At 46.8% G+C, this 18,472-nt stretch carries 15 protein-coding genes and 1 tRNA gene; 3 read left to right on the forward strand and 13 right to left on the reverse strand.

Translation table 11 applies throughout. The annotated features are described in order from the left end of the window. Positions 1 to 18: 18 nt before the first annotated feature. Positions 19 to 300: a peptidylprolyl isomerase PpiC gene (ppiC, locus tag MKR94_RS08040; RefSeq protein WP_241646447.1), complete on the forward strand. Its 282-nt coding sequence runs from the start codon at positions 19 to 21 to the stop codon at positions 298 to 300. Here ppiC and MKR94_RS08045 read toward each other — a convergent pair. From MKR94_RS08045 to eptB, 9 genes are all read right to left on the reverse strand, one after another. Continuing rightward, on the reverse strand, positions 297 to 1,769 hold the full coding sequence (locus MKR94_RS08045) for a M16 family metallopeptidase (protein ID WP_241646448.1): 1,473 nt from the start codon (positions 1,767 to 1,769) through the stop codon (positions 297 to 299). The genes ppiC and MKR94_RS08045 overlap by 4 nt on opposite strands. A gap of 214 nt (positions 1,770 to 1,983) precedes the next feature. Beyond that, the gene (locus MKR94_RS08050; RefSeq protein ID WP_241646449.1) at positions 1,984 to 3,927 is read right to left on the reverse strand and encodes an EAL domain-containing protein; all 1,944 of its coding nucleotides are present in this window, start codon (positions 3,925 to 3,927) and stop codon (positions 1,984 to 1,986) included. A 198-nt stretch (positions 3,928 to 4,125) separates the two neighbouring features. Next, complete coding sequence (locus MKR94_RS08055; protein ID WP_241646450.1) at positions 4,126 to 5,115, reverse strand: peptide ABC transporter ATP-binding protein; 990 nt, start codon at positions 5,113 to 5,115, stop codon at positions 4,126 to 4,128. Continuing rightward, positions 5,105 to 6,091, reverse strand: coding sequence for a dipeptide ABC transporter ATP-binding protein (gene dppD, locus MKR94_RS08060; protein WP_241646451.1), 987 nt, complete (start codon positions 6,089 to 6,091; stop codon positions 5,105 to 5,107). Before dppD ends, MKR94_RS08055 begins: the two co-directional genes overlap by 11 nt. Positions 6,092 to 6,102: 11 nt before the next feature. Continuing rightward, the gene (dppC, locus tag MKR94_RS08065) at positions 6,103 to 7,005 is read right to left on the reverse strand and encodes a dipeptide ABC transporter permease DppC (protein ID WP_241646452.1); all 903 of its coding nucleotides are present in this window, start codon (positions 7,003 to 7,005) and stop codon (positions 6,103 to 6,105) included. A 9-nt stretch (positions 7,006 to 7,014) separates the two neighbouring features. Further along, a complete protein-coding gene (dppB, locus tag MKR94_RS08070) occupies positions 7,015 to 8,034 on the reverse strand; it encodes a dipeptide ABC transporter permease DppB (protein WP_241646453.1) in 1,020 nt (339 codons plus the stop codon). Between the two features lie 111 nt (positions 8,035 to 8,145). Continuing rightward, positions 8,146 to 9,759 (reverse strand): dipeptide ABC transporter periplasmic-binding protein DppA, encoded by a 1,614-nt coding sequence (gene dppA / locus MKR94_RS08075; protein WP_338328015.1) that lies wholly within the window; start codon positions 9,757 to 9,759, stop codon positions 8,146 to 8,148. 437 nt (positions 9,760 to 10,196) lie between these two features. Next, positions 10,197 to 10,273 (reverse strand) — tRNA-Pro (locus tag MKR94_RS08080). Between the two features lie 87 nt (positions 10,274 to 10,360). Beyond that, positions 10,361 to 12,070, reverse strand: coding sequence for a kdo(2)-lipid A phosphoethanolamine 7''-transferase (eptB, locus tag MKR94_RS08085; protein WP_241646454.1), 1,710 nt, complete (start codon positions 12,068 to 12,070; stop codon positions 10,361 to 10,363). A gap of 323 nt (positions 12,071 to 12,393) precedes the next feature. On the opposite strand from eptB, the gene MKR94_RS08090 reads away from it, so the two are divergent. Further along, the gene (locus tag MKR94_RS08090) at positions 12,394 to 13,098 is read left to right on the forward strand and encodes a DUF3053 domain-containing protein (protein ID WP_241646455.1); all 705 of its coding nucleotides are present in this window, start codon (positions 12,394 to 12,396) and stop codon (positions 13,096 to 13,098) included. Between the two features lie 93 nt (positions 13,099 to 13,191). Next, the gene (locus MKR94_RS08095; protein ID WP_048911168.1) at positions 13,192 to 13,554 is read left to right on the forward strand and encodes a YibL family ribosome-associated protein; all 363 of its coding nucleotides are present in this window, start codon (positions 13,192 to 13,194) and stop codon (positions 13,552 to 13,554) included. Positions 13,555 to 13,601: 47 nt separating this feature from the next. On the opposite strand, the gene MKR94_RS08100 is transcribed toward MKR94_RS08095, so the two are convergent. The 4 genes from MKR94_RS08100 to glyS form a co-directional block, all read right to left on the reverse strand. Continuing rightward, positions 13,602 to 14,531, reverse strand: coding sequence for a VirK/YbjX family protein (locus tag MKR94_RS08100; RefSeq protein ID WP_241646456.1), 930 nt, complete (start codon positions 14,529 to 14,531; stop codon positions 13,602 to 13,604). A 146-nt stretch (positions 14,532 to 14,677) separates the two neighbouring features. Continuing rightward, the gene (gene sodA, locus MKR94_RS08105) at positions 14,678 to 15,295 is read right to left on the reverse strand and encodes a superoxide dismutase [Mn] (RefSeq protein WP_241646457.1); all 618 of its coding nucleotides are present in this window, start codon (positions 15,293 to 15,295) and stop codon (positions 14,678 to 14,680) included. Between the two features lie 238 nt (positions 15,296 to 15,533). After that, positions 15,534 to 16,334 (reverse strand): formate dehydrogenase accessory sulfurtransferase FdhD, encoded by an 801-nt coding sequence (fdhD, locus tag MKR94_RS08110; RefSeq protein ID WP_241646458.1) that lies wholly within the window; start codon positions 16,332 to 16,334, stop codon positions 15,534 to 15,536. Between the two features lie 66 nt (positions 16,335 to 16,400). Beyond that, positions 16,401 to 18,470 (reverse strand): glycine--tRNA ligase subunit beta, encoded by a 2,070-nt coding sequence (gene glyS / locus MKR94_RS08115; protein ID WP_241646459.1) that lies wholly within the window; start codon positions 18,468 to 18,470, stop codon positions 16,401 to 16,403. Between the last annotated feature and the right edge of the window lie 2 nt (positions 18,471 to 18,472).

Consider the following 18,472-nt stretch of genomic DNA (forward strand, 5'->3'; position numbering starts at 1 on the left):
CGCTTAGGAAAAAATGTTATGGCGAAAACAGCAGCGGCCTTGCACATCTTAGTCAAACAGAAGGCGCAAGCCGAAAAAGTATTAGCCGACTTGGAGAAAGGCGCTCATTTTCAGACGCTGGCAAAGAAATATTCTACCTGCCCCTCAGGGAAACAAGGTGGCGATCTCGGCGAGTTTCGACGTGGACAGATGGTACCTGCTTTTGATAAGGCAGCCTTTAGCTGTCCGCTATTAATACCTTACGGACCGGTAAAAACTGCCTTTGGCTACCACATTATCAAGGTATTATGGCGTAATTAATTGCTCTCTGACGAGGGAGCGATAGCGGTATCGTTCGCGCCCTCTTCACCCTCGGTAATCAAATCATTATATTGCGCTTGTAATTGCTCAACGCTTGGCCCTTGCGTCGTCTCTGGATGCAGTAAGATAAAGCTCGCGGGTTGAGAGAGCAGCTGGCGTAACTCATGGTTTACGGCATCAAGCGTTAGGTTAGCTAAAAACTCCTGGCGTAGCTTCTGATATTGCTCAGGCGCAATATCGACCATCCCATTTTGCTGAGAACGTAAGCGCTGCATCATTAACATCTCTGTAGGAGTACGCGCATAGGTCGCGAACAGGCCACTCAGTTCAGTGGTTTTTTTCGTCAGCAATTGATCGAATTCACTTTGCGTTAATCCTTGATCCCGTAGTCGAACAATCTCATTCGCCACCGAGGTCAACTGTTTTATTAACGCCTCACCTCGCGCGTCAATTTTCAACCCACATTGCGCACGAGAAAATAACACTTGGCATTGAAGATCCACTGGCTCCAGAGCGGCTTGTTTTGAATCAGCCCCGGATTGCAGGTGCCAATATAAGGCTTCTCGAGTTAAGTCAGAGAGCCAGTAATGCTCAAGGCTTTGTGAGTCTTGGATCGGTAACCACATCGCATCCCAGTTCATCACTAAACGTGGGGTGTGTAAGCTATTATCCACTAGGTTGGTAGGTTGAGTTGGCAACGGCGACAGAACGGGTACGGGCGTTGGCAACTTACGTTTACCCTTAAGCGTACTGAAGGTTTTAGTAATCTGCTCGATGATGGCACGGTTTTCGACGTTACCAACGACGTAAAGGGTCATCGCATCCGGGGTATACCACTGATGATAATACTGTGCGAGAGGCTGAGGATTAGTCATCTCCGTCGGCTGCTCACTCGGATCATGATTTAACAGTGCCGAATTCTGTAAGCGATAACGCCACAATTGATCTTGGGTGTTATCCGGCCAGGTTGCCGTCGGATCCGTGGCTTTCAGTGCGGTCGCGATAGTCGTTGGCGTGACTTGCATATCGCCCGCCGTTGCCGCTAACCACTCCAGCGCCGACTTGATCAGTTCTGGCCGATTGATAGGCAGACTCAGATTATATTGCGTGTAATCGTATGACGTAATAACCGGCGGTAAGGCCCCGGACTTTGACATATCCGCATGCCAAAGCGTTCGTTGTTGTTCAGGCGTCAGCGCAAGATTATGTACCATGGCTAGACGAGCGATAAGATGGCTGAAACCTTTCTGTGCCGGCGTTTCACTTAACGACCCTGTCTTGACAACAAGTCGTAATTCAACGCGATCGGAGGGGCGCTGGGGCGTCGTCAGCACTTGCCAACCAAAACCATTACTCAACTGACCTTGTTGCCAAGCCGGATCAGGATGTAAAGGTTCTGCTTTGACCGTTAGGCTAAGTGTTGAAAAAAACACTCCACCAACCCAAAGCAGTGATTTAATGCCCGGCATGAAGACCTCTGAGAGTAGTAGTGAAATTAGGAATAGATAATGCTTAAGACCACAGAAAACGCCAAATATCCACCGGCGAATAAGAATAGTGTGTGTCTCTCGCCATTATCCTAATCTCAGCCATGAGGGCAAGCCTCATGCGTCGCAATAAACATCTTTTAACGAAAAAACTGCAAAAGCGGACAAAAAAACGTCTATCGCCAAGTATCAAACATCAGGATAGCCAATGTTGCGCAAATTCAGCTTCCGGAAGTGCGGGAGAATAGAGGTATCCCTGTGCGATACGAATACCACGCTCGAGTAACCAATCACGTTGTGCTTCGGTTTCTACCCCTTCGGCGACGACATCGACGTTGATAATGTCTGATATTGCGGCAATCACCCGTACCATTTTATCGTCAACCGGCAGTTCCGAGACGAAGCTGCGATCCAGTTTAATCCGACGCACGGGCAACGATCGGAATTGGTGAAGGTAATGCAGATTTGAGTAACCCATCCCAAAATCGTCGAGTACCATTGATACCCCTGCTTGCTCAATGGGACGCAACACTTTCATTACCCATGCAGTGTTGGTAATCTGTGCCGTTTCCGTCAGTTCAAGAACTAAGGTCCCTGGTTGGATATGGTATTCCGTCAGGAGTTGCTTTAAAAACTCGACCGTGGAGCTATCTCGTAGCTGCGCCGCAGAAAGGTTCACGCTTAGAGGAAGAGTAATCCCTTTTTCTTGCCAACTGGCCAACATACGGCAGGCTTCTTGGAAGACCCAGCGTCCGATTTCCGGCATCGCCCCAATCTCTTCGGCTGTAGTGATAAAGTTTTCAGGAAGTGAGTAACGGCCATCGTCGCGACAAACGCGTAATAAGGCTTCGGCACCACTGAGTTTGCCCGTTTGCATATCAATTTGCGGTTGAAGAAACAGCGCATACTGTTTCTGCTGAATCCCCTTCAAAATCTCTTTTATCTGTACCAAGCGTTTGTGTGAATTCTCGGTCATTTCCTGATCAAAAAAGAGTGCCTGATTTGCCCCTTTCGCGACCGCGCTTTGCATGGCTGCCACGCCGGATTCTAGTAACGACTCTGCGCTCATCTCCTCGGGCGTTGTGTAAGCAATACCGATATGAGCCTGCGCCTGTAAATAAAGATTTTCAATATGAAAGGGCTCAATCAGTGCTTCAATATAAGCCTCGGCATATCCCATCAAGGCGATGGGCGTTGGGGCATATTTGAAAAAGAGAATGAACTGATTATCCGCGAGTTGGCCAACCAAAATATCGTCGTGCACCAGTTGGCTAATTTTCTTGGCGAAGAGCCGTTTTACTTCACGTTGGTGTTCAGATCCCAACAGACTATCCAGCGGCGCAACTTTTACAGCCATCAATGCCACATGGCTTGATTGCGAAGCCATGTGTTGTTCCATGATGCCTAATAACAAGGCCTGCGAGGGTAGCTTAGTTAACGCATCGTGCGTGGTTGCCTGTTCTAGCTGCTCATAGATTGTGCCGCTCATCCGCTGGCGATGGTTGATACCGCGAACCAGCACACCAATTTCATCACCTCGGTGTCCTTCTGGCAGGGGGACTTCGACATCCGCCCCGCAATAAGGCAGGCTTTGTAAAGAACGCGCAACATGACGTAATGGATAGACCACTAAGCGGTTAATAAACCAACTAATTGATATAGAGAGCACGAGTGCCAGCAACAGATAGGTCACCACCATTGTGCCAATCGTTGAACGAATAAACTGATAGACCCGAGTCGAGTCAGCCTCAAGCACTAAGGAAGCCAGAGGTTTAGGCATCACGGTGTGCTCAGGGGAATAGAGTGGCAGCGAAATAATTACCGGCAGATTAAAAAGCCGCGCAATCACTTCGGGGACAGTATCGTAATCGGTAAAATCGACCTGCAGTGCCTGAAAGCCATCGGGAAGTGTAATTTCGGCTTTTCCCAAAACACCCGCTGGTTTAAGCGAGTTTAGTAAGCGTTGAGCATCTTCGATATTTCCACGCAAGACAGCATCCGACAAAGGTTGACGAATTGTATGTGCAATATTTTCCATTTGTTGTGCGTATTCAATACGACGCTGGCCAACAAAATGAAAGAGCTGAATAAGGGTAAAAATACAGACAACCACAATGACAACAGAGGAAACTGTCGCCATTTGTTTAATTGTCAGTGAGCGATGCACGCGCAATGGATAGCCGTCCTTCTCAAATTGCAGAAATTTTTCGATATTGAGTATATCTCAGCCTTTTACCTTAATTGTCAGGAATTATCCATTAATCTGGATATTTTGATTAAATTTTTTTAAATGATAAGCGATAAACCAGCATCCTTGCTTTATGGTTAATCCTTATATTCACGTCTCAGCTTGCTGTACGTAAAAGCAGGCCACTTGTTGACCATTGTATGACGTCAGAGGCGGCGATGCTTGCTCACACTTCGGCATTTTATAACGACAACGCGCAGCGAAAGCACAGCCCATTGGTGGGTTTAACGGGCTGGGTAACTCTCCACTAAGCTTGATACGTTCTTGCTTAGTCTGACTGTTCAACCGCGGCGTTGCTGAGAGTAATGCTTGAGTATAGGGGTGTTTAGGTTGGTTGAATATTGCCTGCTTGGTGCCCTTTTCAACACAACGTCCTAAGTACATGACCATCACCTCATCGGCGATATGTTCGACCACAGACAGGTCATGAGAAATAAACACATAGGATAATCCGAGTTCCTGTTGCAGCTCCATCATTAGGTTAAGCACTTGCGCTCTCACCGAAACGTCCAACGCCGAAACAGGTTCATCTGCAATGAGAACCTCAGGGTTTAACATTAATCCCCGGGCAATCGCGATACGTTGCCGCTGCCCACCCGAAAACATATGTGGATAGCGATCATAATGCTCCGCTTTAAGTCCTACCCTACTCATAATCGCCAAAACTTTTTCGCGACGCTGCACTTTGGATAGATCGGTATTAATAATTAAGGGTTCTTCTAAAATTTGACTGATCTTCTTACGTGGATTGAGAGAAGCATAAGGGTTTTGGAAAATAATCTGGATTTTTTTTCGACGAAGGGCTTCTGCTTGTCGGTCCGCTTCAAGCAAATTCTTTCCATTCCAATAAAGCTCGCCCGCGGTAGGTGTTTCAATCATTGTCAGCAAACGCCCAAGTGTAGACTTTCCGCATCCTGACTCGCCTACCACTGCTAATGTTTTCCCTCGCGCGAGGGTAAAGGTAATACCATCCAGCGCTTTAACGTTGGCAGTTTTGCCCCATAAGCCTTTCTTGACTGAATAATGCTTTTTAAGATCCCTTGCATCAATTAGCAACGGCTGTTCAAGGTTATGCGTCATAGCTTGGTCTCCCTGAAGCATTCAACGGGTAATGACATTTCACTTGCCGGCCTTCAAACTCAACAATATCCGGTTCTTGCTGGCGACAAGTCTCTGTTACGTAGGGACAACGAGGGCTTAATAGACAGCCTGCTGGTCGGTCGTATTTCCCCGGTACCACACCCGGTAATGAAGCTAACTTCGCTTTATCCGTCGAAAACTCAGGTAAAGCGTTGAGGAGCGCTTGGGTATACGGATGACGTGGGGTAGAAAAGATTTCCGAGGCCTGACCGATTTCCACGACTTGTCCGGCATACATAACAATGATTTGATGGGCCGACTGAGCGACTAACGCTAAATCATGTGTGATGAGAATCAGCGCCATATCCTCTTGCTGCTGCAACGCTAGCAGTAGCTCGATAATTTGTGCTTGGATGGTGACATCAAGCGCTGTCGTTGGCTCATCCGCAATTAATAATTTTGGCTTACACGCGATCGCCATCGCGATCATAATTCGCTGGCTCATCCCTCCCGAAAGCTGATGGGGGTACACGTTCATTCGTGAGGCTGGATCAGGAATTCCAACGCGCTCTAGCAATGTTATCGCCTGTTGCCGTCTTGTTCGACGACTGCCACCTTGATGGACCTTAATGGCTTCCATTATTTGATAGCCGACGGTAAAACAGGGATTCAAGCTCGTCATTGGGTCTTGGAAGATCATCGCGATATCTGACCCTACGATCTTACGACGCTGCTTAGCCGAGATTTGCTGTAGATCACTCTCAGCAAAATGAAGATCTTCCGCGATGACTTTACCCGGAAAATCAATTAATCCCATGATAGCAAGTGAGCTGACAGATTTCCCTGACCCAGACTCCCCAACAATACCAACGACTTGCCCGGCGTGAATGCTGTAGCTAATACGGTCTACGGCTTTGAATGGAGAAAGGGGATCGCCAAACTGCACCGATAGCTTATTTACGTTTAATAATGCCATGTCGATGCCTCTTATTGTTTAAGTTTTGGATCAAGGGCGTCACGTAAACCATCACCCACCAAATTGAACGCAAGGACAGTCAGGAGAATGACAATACCCGGGAACGTCACGACCCACCAAGCGCTGGCCGCATACTGCAACACATCTGAAAGCATCGTTCCCCATTCTGGTGTAGGGGGTTGCGCCCCCATACCGAGAAAGCCTAATGCCGCCATATCTAATATCGCGTTTGAAAACCCCAAGGAGGCTTGCACAATCAGTGGCGCTAAGCAGTTGGGGAGAATATTAATAAACATTTGACGACTGGCACTCGCCCCCGCAACCCTTGAGGCGATGACGTAGTCTCGCTGAGATTCGACTAATACTGCCGAACGCGTCAATCGAATATAATGGGGTAACGCAACGAAGGTTAATGCTAGAGAAGCATTCCAAATCGACGGACCAAAAATCGCCACTAATACTAAGGCGAGTAGCAAACTGGGCAACGCCAACATGATATCGACGATACGCATAATCGCCGCATCGACCGCGCCACCAAAATAGCCTGCTATCAAGCCAAATACCACACCAAATAAAAGAGAGAGTACGACGACAAGGCAGCCCACTAATAAGGACAAACGTGCGCCATACATAAGCCGGCTAAGAATATCGCGTCCGACATCATCGGTTCCTAAGATAAACTTCCACGTCCCCCCCTCTTGCCAAACGGGTGGATGCAAGAGTGCATCACGAAATTGTTCAGCAGGACCATGAGGTGCAAGAAAATTGGCAAATACCGCCACTACTAGCATGATGCCGATAAATATTGCGCCGACCACTGCCCCGCGGTTTTGGCAGAAATAAACACGAAACTCCTGAAGAGGGGTCAGAGGCTTAGACGGCATTATTTTACTGCGAGTATCTTGAATAGACATAAATGCCCCCTATTTCTTATGTCTAATACGGGGATTAACCACCCCATATAAAATATCGACAATAAAATTCACTACGATAATTAATATTGCGATCAACAATACCCCTCCCTGAACGACCGGATAATCTCGGCGTTGTAGGGCCTCAATCAGCCAACGGCCTAATCCTGGCCATGAGAAAATAGTTTCGGTCAGAATTGCTCCCGCCAATAAGGAACCCACTTGTAAACCGATAATGGTGATAACGGGTAACATCGCATTGCGCAATGCATGAACTAAAATCACGCGAAACGGCGTCAAACCTTTGGCCCTCGCCGTGCGGATATAGTCCTCACCCAATACCTCTAACATGGCGCTACGGGTCATACGCACTATTACGGCGAGAGGGATGGTTCCTAGCACAATGGCTGGTAAGATTAAATGTTGGATAGCGTCTTTGAAGTCCCCTGGTTCACCCCATAGTAAGGTATCAACCAACATGAAGCCGGTCAGTGGTTTACTATCATCCAAAAAGACAACATCGCTAATACGGCCCGAGACGGGCAGAAGATTAAGCTTTACCGACACAAACATAATTAACATTATTCCCCACCAAAAAATCGGCATGGAATAACCCGCTAAAGAGATACTAACGGCAGTGTGATCGAAAATAGACCCGCGCTTCACCGCAGCAATGATTCCCACTGGAATACCGACGACAATCGCAAATAGCATCGCGCAGATACCGAGTTCTAAGGTTGCTTGGAACCGGGGAACAAACTCATTCCATACAGGCGTGCGGCTACTCAACGATATACCTAAATCCCCATGCAGTACCCCTTGGATATAAATAAAATATTGTTTCCATATCGGAAGGTCTAGGCCGAATTGATGCATTAATAAGGCATGACGTTCTGGAGAAATTCCCCGCTCGCCAGCCATGATCATGATCGGATCACCGGGAATAAGATGCACAAAAGCAAACGTCAGTAAGGTAATACCGATAAAGGTAGGAATAACCAACCCCAATCGTCGAAATATAAATTGCAGCATTTGAAATCTCGTTCAATTCCCAATCGTCACGTTGGGTTATCGCTCATCTTGCTCAAAAACAGATAGTGGTCGAGAGATGCACCTGACATAAGGTTGCCAGGTGCAGGATGATTAATCTTTTAGATCGACTTCTTCGAAGTGATGTTTACCGAGAGGATCAACACGATAGCCAATCACTTTATTACTGACTGGCTCATACACCGTTGAGTGGGCAATAATAATGGCAGGAGCTTGATCATGCATAATGACTTGCGCCTGTTGGTAGTAAGCAATTCGCTTTTGATGATCGCTTTCTGAGCGCGCTGGCTGAATCTGATCTTCGAAAGGCTTATAACACCAACGTGAGTAATTTGACCCATCCTTCGCCGCCGCACAGCTGAATAAGGTTGCGAAGAAATTATCCGGATCCCCATTATCTCCCGTCCAGCCCATCATGACGGTTTGATGTTCTCCAGCCTTGGCTCTCTTGAGATATTCTCCCCATTCATAGGTCACAATGTTGGCTTTCACCCCAACTTTTGCCCAGTCAGCTTGAATCATCTCCGCCATACGTCTTGCATTCGGGTTATAAGGACGCTGCACGGGCATTGCCCAGAGATCAATGGTAAATCCTTTTTCTAAGCCCGCCGCTTTGAGAAGCGCTTTCGCTTTTTCAGGATCATATCCATAATCTTTGATTGTAGGATTGTATCCCCACATAGTCGGTGGAATTAAGTTCTTAGCTGCCTCGCCAGCCCCTTGGTAAACCGCTTTAATAATTGCTTCTTTATTTACCGCATAATTTAATGCTTGGCGAACTTGCACGTTATCCAGCGGTTTTTTCTCCGTATTAAAAGAGAGATAACCGACATTTAATCCCGGCTGCTGCAACAAATTAATCGCTTTATTTTGCTTCATACTGGCCAGATCGGCAGGATTAGGGAAAGCCATCACTTGGCATTCGCCTTTCTGTAATTTTGCATACCGTACTGAGGCATCTGGCGTAATAGAGAAAACTAAACGTTCAATTTTAGGATGAGGTCCCCAATAGCTTGGGTTTGCTTTATACAGAATGCGGGAGTCTTTTTGATACTGTTGTAAAACAAATGGCCCTGTCCCTACCGGATTAAGATCCACTTTCTGTGGCGTCCCAGCTTTTAGCATTGCATCCGCGTACTCTTTTGACAGGATAGAAGCAAAATCCATTCCTAAATCGGCTAAGAAAGGGGATTCTGGGCGATTTAGCGTTATTTTTACCGTTAAATCATCCACTTTTTCAACACTTTTGATTAATTTAGGCATATCCATACCTTCAAAGTATTCGTAGCTGCCACCCGAAACATTGTGGTACGGATTATTTTTATCCAGCTGCCGCTCGAATGAGAACACAACATCGTCGGCGTTCAGAGTGCGACTAGGCGTAAAATCTTTAGTCGTTTGCCACTTAACTCCTGGACGAAGGTGGAAAGTATAGGTTTTACCGTCCGTGCTGACTTCCCAACGTTCAGCTAGCGAAGGTTGGAGCTCAGTGGTGCCCACTTTAAAGTCGACTAAGCGGTTATACAGAGGAACAGAACTCGCATCGTAAGTGGTTCCACTGGTGAATAATTGGGGGTTAAATCCTTCGGGTGAGGCTTCTGAGCAATAAACCAAGGTTTTGGCACTGACTCCTCCACTCACCATTAGCGCGCCGGTTAACATACTGAGTGTGGATAACTTACGAAGATGAGACCGAGTCTTTTTCATTGTCACTCCATGGATCATAAATGTTGTGTGCATAAGTCAGCAAGAAGTTCTGCTTGATAAATTATTTTTATTATTGCGCAGGCTCAACGAGTGAGATGCCATCAGCCAAATGGTGGCTGAGTAGCTCAATGTGATGAAAGAGAGGGGAGGAAGTCAATATATCTTCTATCGTTAGAAGCCCAGATTTGGCCGAAAAGATAGTGGGTTTCGCTTATATATAACACCACTTGAGTAGCATTAACCTCATTATGAATAAATACCAGCTTACCTATCTCAAAATTGGCGATTATTCAGTTTAAAGCTTTTATAACAAAAAATTCTATCGATGAGGTGGAGACGACTAGAGATTAACCAAATTGAGTTGATTGAAGGATGTGGTAACGTGACTATTTACAGACAAAAAAAAACCTGAACAGAATGTTCAGGTTTCTTAAATTTGGTCGGCGAGAGAGGATTCGAACCTCCGACCCACTGGTCCCAAACCAGTTGCGCTACCAAGCTGCGCTACTCGCCGATGGGGGCGCATATTACTGCGCTCCCCGCTCAACGTCAACCGCTTTTTAAGCCCCTCGGTTGCGAGTGCCTAAAAACCCAGCAAGCCTTAATGCTGTGCAGTCGCGGCCTTAATCGCCGCATCGGAGGTTGCACGGTCACACCAATTATTTTTTGCTTCAATCCCACCATCGTCAGAATGGTAGCCTAAGCATCCCATTAACGAGTCGAAGATTTCAGTGTGTTTATGCATAACACCGGCTTTAGCCTGCTGTTGTAGCAAGCTAAAGCGCTGTTTATTATCGCTATCTGCCAAGAAAGGTGTAGAGGCCCAGACAATCATCGGCACGCGGAATTGCTCGGGAGGAGCCATCTCTCGGGGTGTGCCATGGAAATGCATATTGTCACTGATCGACTCACCATGATCCGCTACATAAAATACTATCGCTTTCTTATCGCGCAGCTGATCGTAAATCGCCGCTAGAGTGTGGTCGACATATCTCACGGAGTTATCATACGCGTTGATCAATTGGTCTTTAGAGCAGAAATCGTTACTGCCAATACACTCTGGTGTGTATTGGGCAAAACTTCTCGGATAACGCTGCGAATATAAATAATGAGACCCTTTAGTATGTAAGATGATCAGGTGCTTTCCTTTTGGAAAATGACTGACTGATTGGGCAACTTTAGGGACCAGCAACATATCATCCACAGTTTTACCGCGGTTTTCAGGTTCTGAGCCAATTTGTTCACGGAACTCGATATTGTTGGCATCAGTCTTACTGTAGAACCAGACTTCACCCTGCATCGCATACAGCTCTGAGGTAAACCCTAGCTCGCGTAGGACTGAGAAGACATTTTCCTCTTTAAGGGTACGGCCTGGGTCATTGGCTGCCCCGCCCTCACGTACAAACATACAACGTAACGACAACTTCGTTGCTGTATCGCAAGACTCACCTCTAAACGCCGCTAAATTAGGCTCTTTTGCTAAATTTGGCGTGGTATCACGGCCGTAACCAAAAATCCCCATATGGTCCCAGCGAGTGGTCTCACCGATGACGAACACTACGTAGGTATCATCAAGACTTTTAGGGGCGCTGTAATGAAAACGCTCAGCGGGGTCGAGAAGTTCCTCAGAAAAAACATCTTCGTTTAATCGTGACCATGCAAAAATACCCAATGAAGATAACCAGTTTGCAGGCAGATAGGTATGGGCGACAGTGCCCCCATAACTTGGCATATCACGATTCGTTTGATGTTCTTGCACTTTATAGGCTTTATCGAGAGTTCGGATGGGTAACCAGGCTAACGCCACCGCTAAGCATAACGTCCCCCAACTTACTAGTGCTGATTTCACCTGACGTGACTGTACCGCCAAACTTGCACGGCACTGGTTTACCCAGATTAAAAACAGTGGTGGTAAGCCTAAAAGAATCAACCAAAGATAAAACCATACGCCGACAACTTCAGTTGTTAAGTCTGTATCAGTCGTGGTGAGTACCGAAGCGATAATCCCGTAACCAATAATGACATTGAACATAAACATATAGTAGGCACTGGCAACAGAGACCAGGGCAATAATGGAGGAGAGTATTTTAAAACACCACCTTCCTCCCAACGAGGTCAAACGTAAGAGCAGAAAAGTCGCGAAGAAAGTCGCCAGAAACTCGGCGAGAATGGAACACCAAGTCAGCATAGAGGGTTGCTGAAACGCTAATTTGATATGTCTGTAAAAGATTACACTGTTTAGAAACCATCCCACATATATCGCGAGAAAGAGAGATACTTGAGTTTGACTCAATGTACGAACTTTTATCATTACACCCAACTTGTAAAAAAATATGCCATCTATCAGGACAAGACTGAGAGTATTAGAATAAAAATGAGTTCGAAAAAAAAGAAAAAAAGCACAAAAAAATAAGAAAAAGTCACAAATTAAGATTAAGCGACTGCTATTTTCTTAGGTTAGCGGGGGAATACGGCGACGTAACTTTAACGCGACACCTCATCTTTACCCCCTACTTTTTAGCGTAATTTTCGTATTGCCCCGTTGGCGTTGGACGCTGTTTGCTCTATTCTACTGATCACGCGCTTGAGATATCTCATAGGCTGCAAACCGATTTAATACAGGAGTTGTAATCAATGGCATCAGGACTTTCACAAATGATGAAAAAAGTAGGTGGGTTAATTGCGTTACTGATGGTGATGTGTCAACTCACTGCGTGTGGCGATAAAGATGCGGACCAACGTAAAGCATTTAGTGATTTCTTACAAAATACGGTTATGCGTAGCGGAACGCAATTACCAGCACTCAGCGAGAACCAAAAGAAATCGTTCGGTAATTATGTGGGCGACTATGCCATCCTTTATGGGTTCTCACAACAGCTTACTCGCGCGTTAAACGATGGTATCCGCCCAGTCACTGATCAACTTTCCATAATTCACACTCCACAGGATTACCTAGCCCAGCGTGATGCGTTACGTCAGGCAGGTGGTGCGCTCAATGTCGTCTCTCAACAAGTACAAAATGCGCGTAACTTAGCCGATAGCAGTAAAAGCTCGTTAAAACTGCCAGAAGATCTACAAAAAGTGTATGAAGACGCGTATAAAAAGACGGTAACCACCCCAGCGGATAACTTACAGCCGATTTTACCGGAGCTGCAAGCATTAACCCAGGCGGTATTGGACACTGCTGACTTTTTACAAGCACAAGACTCTCGTCTGAGCTTCAATAACAATGCAGTGCAATTCCCTACCCAAGATCAAGTCAATCAATACAACACCTTAGTCGGCAATATTAGCAGCCATGCTAACTCTTTAAGCCAAGCTAAAGGTTTACTCCAGTAATAAAGCGTTCTCCGTAGGTGGATTCTGCTCCACCTACGCTGCTCCCATCACATTTTTCGTGTATCCTATCTCTAAGCAGAAAGGAGCCCAATTATGAAAGATCCCATCAAGGCTGAAATTAAACGTCTCAGCGATCAACTCGACAGCATCAACCACAAATCACAGCCTCTATTAGAAAGCGGTAATGTGGAAAAGCTTGGCGAGTTAATGAAAGAAAAAGTCACGATTGAAGAAGAACTTCAACGTCTTCGTGAAGCTCATACCGCTAGTTTGAGTAAAGAAGCGCAGAAACTACAGAAACTCGGTTTTCAGCGGGCAATCACCAAGAAAGAGCAAGCAGATATGGGGGCACTGAAGAAACGTGTTCGCGGGATTATCGTTGTTCACCCGATGACAGCACTAGGCCGTGAAATGGGCTTAGAAGCTGTAACAGGCTTTGCACGCGAGAAGTTTTAATGCGTTCACGAGGAGATCGTCGCTCGCCGACGTCTCCTCATGCGTAGTCATACAGATTTTTGCTCGATTTGCTGCTGCAAATCATCCAGCAATTGATAACGTCTACGGTATTCAGCCCGCTTTTTACTCGCAATATCTTCAATATTTTTTCTTGGTTGAGTTAAAGGCAATAAGAACAGTTTATTAGCTTGCTCTTCCCCACCTAAGGTTGTCCAAAACTCGTTATATCGCGCATGTATCAATTCCCGCTTGCTTAAGCGGTAGCGCAACTCTTTAACGAAGATATGAGATTCATCGCCTACTGCGCAGATTTGGGTAAGATGACAAGCCTTTGCTATCAACATCAGCGTTTCGACAAGCAAACGCTTCGGAAAAATCCCTTCACAAGCTTTGGTTGCGTCCCGAATAATATTCTGGTCAAGATGGCGCCCTGGCCCCTGCAGGCCAGCAATGATAATACTTGGCTTATCCTGATAATCGGCTAAGGAGAAACTGAGACTCGTAATGGCTTCGTTACGGAAGTGAAATATGAGTGTCAGTTCGCCCTCACGATCAAATATTGCCGGCACGCAATAGATAGTAATCGGTTCATCGTTTTTGCCTAACCAGCTCAAGAGAGGGATTTCACGCCGTTGCCCTGATAAAAATGCACTCAATTCACTTGGGTGAAGATGTTCAATACGCTGATAGTGAGAAAGAATTTTCTCCGCTCGTTGTGACGCTTTCAATCCGCCAATTAAATAGGGGCGATGAATTTTTGCCGGCACGATGCCGTGAGTGTCTAAAATAAGCGGTAAATTTTTTAATCGCGTTAGCGCGGAAAAATAGCGGTAGCTCACAAGTGGCGCGCAAGCGCTACGAAAAACAAACTTTCTATAAAAGCGCCCACGTTTCCAAGCTCGGTGCGGCTTGTATTTACGCTTCAGCAAATCAACGAGTAGTTGCTTATGAGTCAAAGACTCGTTCGAAGTAGACATAGGTCTCTCTGGACTAAATAATGTGTGTTGAGTCGATTTTATGCCTTATTAAATAAACTTGTGCTAAATAAAATGCGATAACAACTAAAAATACAAAACCTCATGCAAATCTCTCAATCTGCATGAGGTTAAATCGAACCTTACCGTTATTTTGCGTTAGCAAAACGGGCTGCAGCTTCGTCCCAGTTCACAACATTCCAGAATGCTTTAATGTAGTCAGGGCGCTTATTTTGATATTTCAGGTAGTAAGCGTGCTCCCACACATCTAAGCCAACAATTGGGTAGCCTGATGCGCCAGAGATTGCTTCACCCATTAATGGGCTATCTTGGTTAGCCGTAGAAACTACCGCTAATTTGCCACCTTTTTTAACCAGCCATGCCCAGCCAGAACCAAAACGAGTCGCCGCGGCTTTTTCGAATTCTTCTTGGAATTTTTCGACGCTACCGAAATCTTTTTCGATCGCTGCTTTTAATTCACCTTGCAGAGTGGTGCCGGTTTTCAAACCTTTCCAGAAGAAGCTATGGTTAGCGTGACCGCCCGCGTTGTTACGTAAGACAACCTTTTTATCAGCAGGAACGTTGTCTAATTGAGTGATCAGCTCTTCAACGGGCAGATCCGCAAATGGCGTCCCTTCGAGGGCAGCATTAGCGTTATTTACATAAGTCTGGTGATGTTTAGTATGATGAATTTCCATTGTTTCTTTATCGAAATGTGGTTCCAACGCATCATAAGCATACGGCAGGGATGGCAGTGAATAACTCATGTTCAACCTCTCCAATTAAGTGTTTATCATACAGCGTCAATTGAGTGACACTGTTCAGACTGTCCTTTCATTATAGTTAAATAATTGATCTGGAAAAGAAGAAACAATGCCCTACGTTGAGTAGGGGTTTTGCGGGTTTTCGAGTAGTTGGCTAATATTGACCGATGTTCGTGCTATTTCACCGCAAATGGTGACGAGCTACCGCGCTAATCTCTTTTTTTGACTAAGCTTATCGTAGTTAATCGCCGGACTGACTGATTACTCTCTGAGCATGGGTATAGATGATTGCTCGATGTCCTCGACTAAAGCCCACTAGGGTTAAGCCCTGTGACTGCGCCAGATCGACGGCACGCTGGGTCGCGGCAGAAGCCGCGCACAGCACTTCAACGCCACAGCTAATTGCCTTCTGTACAATTTCGTAACTGGCTCGACTGGAGATCAGCACGCATCCCTCTTTTCCCCACTCGGCTTTGGACCGAGCACCCAACAATTTATCCAGTGCGACGTGACGACCAATATCTTCATAGCCTGCGCAAACCCGGCCTTGGCCATCAACCCAAGCTGCAATATGGGTGCAAGCGGTCTGCTGGCCAATGGGTTGCATCGCCTTGAGTTGGTCCAATGCCGAGGCGAGGTGGGATAACGCAAACTGCTGGGTAAAGGAAAGAGGCCGTAGGGGATGCTCGACCATCGCCAACTGCTCCGTTCCACATAGGCCACACCCGGTACGCCCTACCAGGGCGCGGCGACGCTGTTTTAGAGCCATAAAGCAGCCACTGGCTAATTCAATATGCACCTCTATCCCTAAGGCTTGTGGGCAGAGGGTAATACCATAAATCTGTTCGACTCGTTCGATTATCCCTTCTGACAGTGAAAACCCCCGCGCAAAGTCCTCTAAATTCTGCGGGGTACACATCATGACGACATGAGAGATACCATTATAGACTAAGGCCACCGCCACTTCTTCGGCGAGGGTATCGTCATGATACTTCACCCCCTGAGCAGACCATTCGACGATGGAAAAGCGTTTCACTGTCATGCTGTTACCCTATTAAAAAAAAAGCCCGAAGAGTTTCTCCGGGCTTTATTGATAGACGTCTAATGCCTATTGAAGCAGTGAAATATCCGCGACTTGTAGGAACAACTCACGTAATTTGACTAACAGGGTTAGACGGTTAACCCGTACTGCCTGGTCTTCAGCATTGACCATCACTTGCTCGAAGAAGTTATCGACGGCTTCACGAAGTTGTGCCAGGTCGATTAGCGCTTCTTGGTAGCGGCCTTGCTCGAAATAAGGCTGTAACTTACTGTTCAACGCGCTGACGTAGGTGGCGAGTTTAATTTCAGCATTCTCTTTTAATAGAGAAGCTTGAACTGCTGTATCAACCTCAACATCCGACTTAGCAAGAATATTGGAAACACGTTTATTTGCTGCCGCTAAGCTTTCCGCTTCAGGCAAGGTACGGAAGTGAGAAACGGCCTTCATTCGCGCATCAAAATCCGCAGGGCGGGTAGGACGACGCGCTAATACGGCTTGGATGGTATCAACGCTATGACCCTCTTCCAGATACCAGCTTCTAAAACGTCCCAGCATGAAGTCAACCACATCCGTGGTAACCGCGGTATTCGTCAGTTTATCGCCATAGAGTTTCACGGCTTCTTCGGTCAGCGACTGCAGATCTAAGTTTAGATCTTTCTCGACGATAATCCGTAATACACCCAGCGCCGCGCGACGCAATGCAAAGGGATCTTTATCCCCTTTTGGATGCTGACCAATACCGAAAATTCCCGCTAACGTATCCATTTTATCAGCGATAGCCAACGCACACGCGACAAGACTAGAAGGTAAGGCATCGCCAGCGAAACGCGGTTGATACTGTTCATTCAACGCGACGGCCACGTCTTCGGCTTCTCCGTCGTGACGGGCATAGTGCATGCCCATGATGCCTTGCGTATCAGTAAACTCGCACACCATGTTCGTCATCAAATCACACTTAGAGAGCAACCCTGCTCGCGTCGCATGGCTGACGTCGGCTCCAATTTGTCCTGCAATCCAGCCTGCAAGAGCTTGAATCCGATCAGTTTTATCCCGTAATGTCCCCAATTGTTTTTGGAACAGCACAGTTTCGAGACGTGGAAGTTGGTCTTCTAAGCGTAACTTACGGTCAGCATTAAAGAAAAATTCAGCATCGGCCAAGCGTGGACGCACCACTTTCTCATTACCAGAGATAATTTGCTGCGGATCGCTAGACTCAATGTTGGTGACGAAAATAAAGTGAGATAAAAGCTCGCCCTGTGCAGAATAGACGGGGAAGTATTTCTGATCGCCTTTCATCGTGTAGACCAAGGCTTCTTTCGGCACCGTAAGGAATTTCTCTTCAAATTGTGCCGTCAGAACAATGGGCCACTCGACAAGCGAGGTAACTTCTTCCAATAGGCTATCGCTCAGGTCCGCAATACCTCCGACCTGCAAGGCGGCCGCCTTAGCATCGGCCTCGATCTTCGCTTTACGCTCAGCGTAATCCGCCATGACCTTACCACGTTCGGCAAGAATGGTTGGGTACTCATCGGCATGAGCAATGTCAAAAGCGCTCTCGCCCATAAAGCGGTGCCCGCGTAGCGTTCGTCCAGACGCCACGCCAAGAATGGTCGCAGATAAGACTTCCGCCCCTAGCAGTAGGGTGACTGTATGCACTGGGCGAACAAATTGCTCGCTACTCGCTCCCCAACGCATGAGTTTCGGTACGGGTAATTTGGCTAAGACTTTAGCAACCATATCCGGTAATAGCGCGGCCGCGGATTCACCCGGCACCTGCGCACGGTAAACCAGCCACTCGCCTTTGTCGGTCGCCAGGCGCTCGGCTTGATCAACAGTGATCCCGTTGCCACGCGCCCACCCCTCAGCGGCCTTGGTCGGCTGACCTTCGCTGTCGTAGGCCGCTGCGATAGCGGGACCACGCTTTTCAACGATACGATCGTCTTGTTTGTCACTAAGACTCAGCACTTTGACGGCTAAACGACGAGGGGTCGCATACCACTCTACGGTTTGATATGAAAGTCCGGCTTGGTCAATCTCTTGCGTTAATTGATCGGCAAAGGCCTGCGCGAGTTGGCGCAACGCTTTAGGTGGTAACTCTTCAGTTCCAATTTCCACCAGAAAAGTATTTTCGCTCATCC

Origin of the sequence: Rosenbergiella metrosideri, from assembly GCF_022602565.1 — a bacterium.
GTDB classification, from domain to species: Bacteria; Pseudomonadota; Gammaproteobacteria; order Enterobacterales; family Enterobacteriaceae; genus Rosenbergiella; species Rosenbergiella metrosideri.

Excerpts from the sequence above, each read along its gene's own strand:
- ppiC (WP_241646447.1), top strand. The coding sequence starts at position 19 with ATGGCGAAAACAGCAGCGGCCTTGCACATCTTAGTCAAACAGAAGGCG.
- MKR94_RS08045 (WP_241646448.1), bottom strand. The coding sequence starts at position 1,769 with ATGCCGGGCATTAAATCACTGCTTTGGGTTGGTGGAGTGTTTTTTTCA.
- MKR94_RS08050 (WP_241646449.1), bottom strand. The coding sequence starts at position 3,927 with ATGGCGACAGTTTCCTCTGTTGTCATTGTGGTTGTCTGTATTTTTACC.
- MKR94_RS08055 (WP_241646450.1), bottom strand. The coding sequence starts at position 5,115 with ATGACGCATAACCTTGAACAGCCGTTGCTAATTGATGCAAGGGATCTT.
- dppD (WP_241646451.1), bottom strand. The coding sequence starts at position 6,091 with ATGGCATTATTAAACGTAAATAAGCTATCGGTGCAGTTTGGCGATCCC.
- dppC (WP_241646452.1), bottom strand. The coding sequence starts at position 7,005 with ATGTCTATTCAAGATACTCGCAGTAAAATAATGCCGTCTAAGCCTCTG.
- dppB (WP_241646453.1), bottom strand. The coding sequence starts at position 8,034 with ATGCTGCAATTTATATTTCGACGATTGGGGTTGGTTATTCCTACCTTT.
- dppA (WP_338328015.1), bottom strand. The coding sequence starts at position 9,759 with ATGAAAAAGACTCGGTCTCATCTTCGTAAGTTATCCACACTCAGTATG.
- eptB (WP_241646454.1), bottom strand. The coding sequence starts at position 12,070 with ATGATAAAAGTTCGTACATTGAGTCAAACTCAAGTATCTCTCTTTCTC.
- MKR94_RS08090 (WP_241646455.1), top strand. The coding sequence starts at position 12,394 with ATGGCATCAGGACTTTCACAAATGATGAAAAAAGTAGGTGGGTTAATT.
- MKR94_RS08095 (WP_048911168.1), top strand. The coding sequence starts at position 13,192 with ATGAAAGATCCCATCAAGGCTGAAATTAAACGTCTCAGCGATCAACTC.
- MKR94_RS08100 (WP_241646456.1), bottom strand. The coding sequence starts at position 14,531 with ATGTCTACTTCGAACGAGTCTTTGACTCATAAGCAACTACTCGTTGAT.
- sodA (WP_241646457.1), bottom strand. The coding sequence starts at position 15,295 with ATGAGTTATTCACTGCCATCCCTGCCGTATGCTTATGATGCGTTGGAA.
- fdhD (WP_241646458.1), bottom strand. The coding sequence starts at position 16,334 with ATGACAGTGAAACGCTTTTCCATCGTCGAATGGTCTGCTCAGGGGGTG.
- glyS (WP_241646459.1), bottom strand. The coding sequence starts at position 18,470 with ATGAGCGAAAATACTTTTCTGGTGGAAATTGGAACTGAAGAGTTACCA.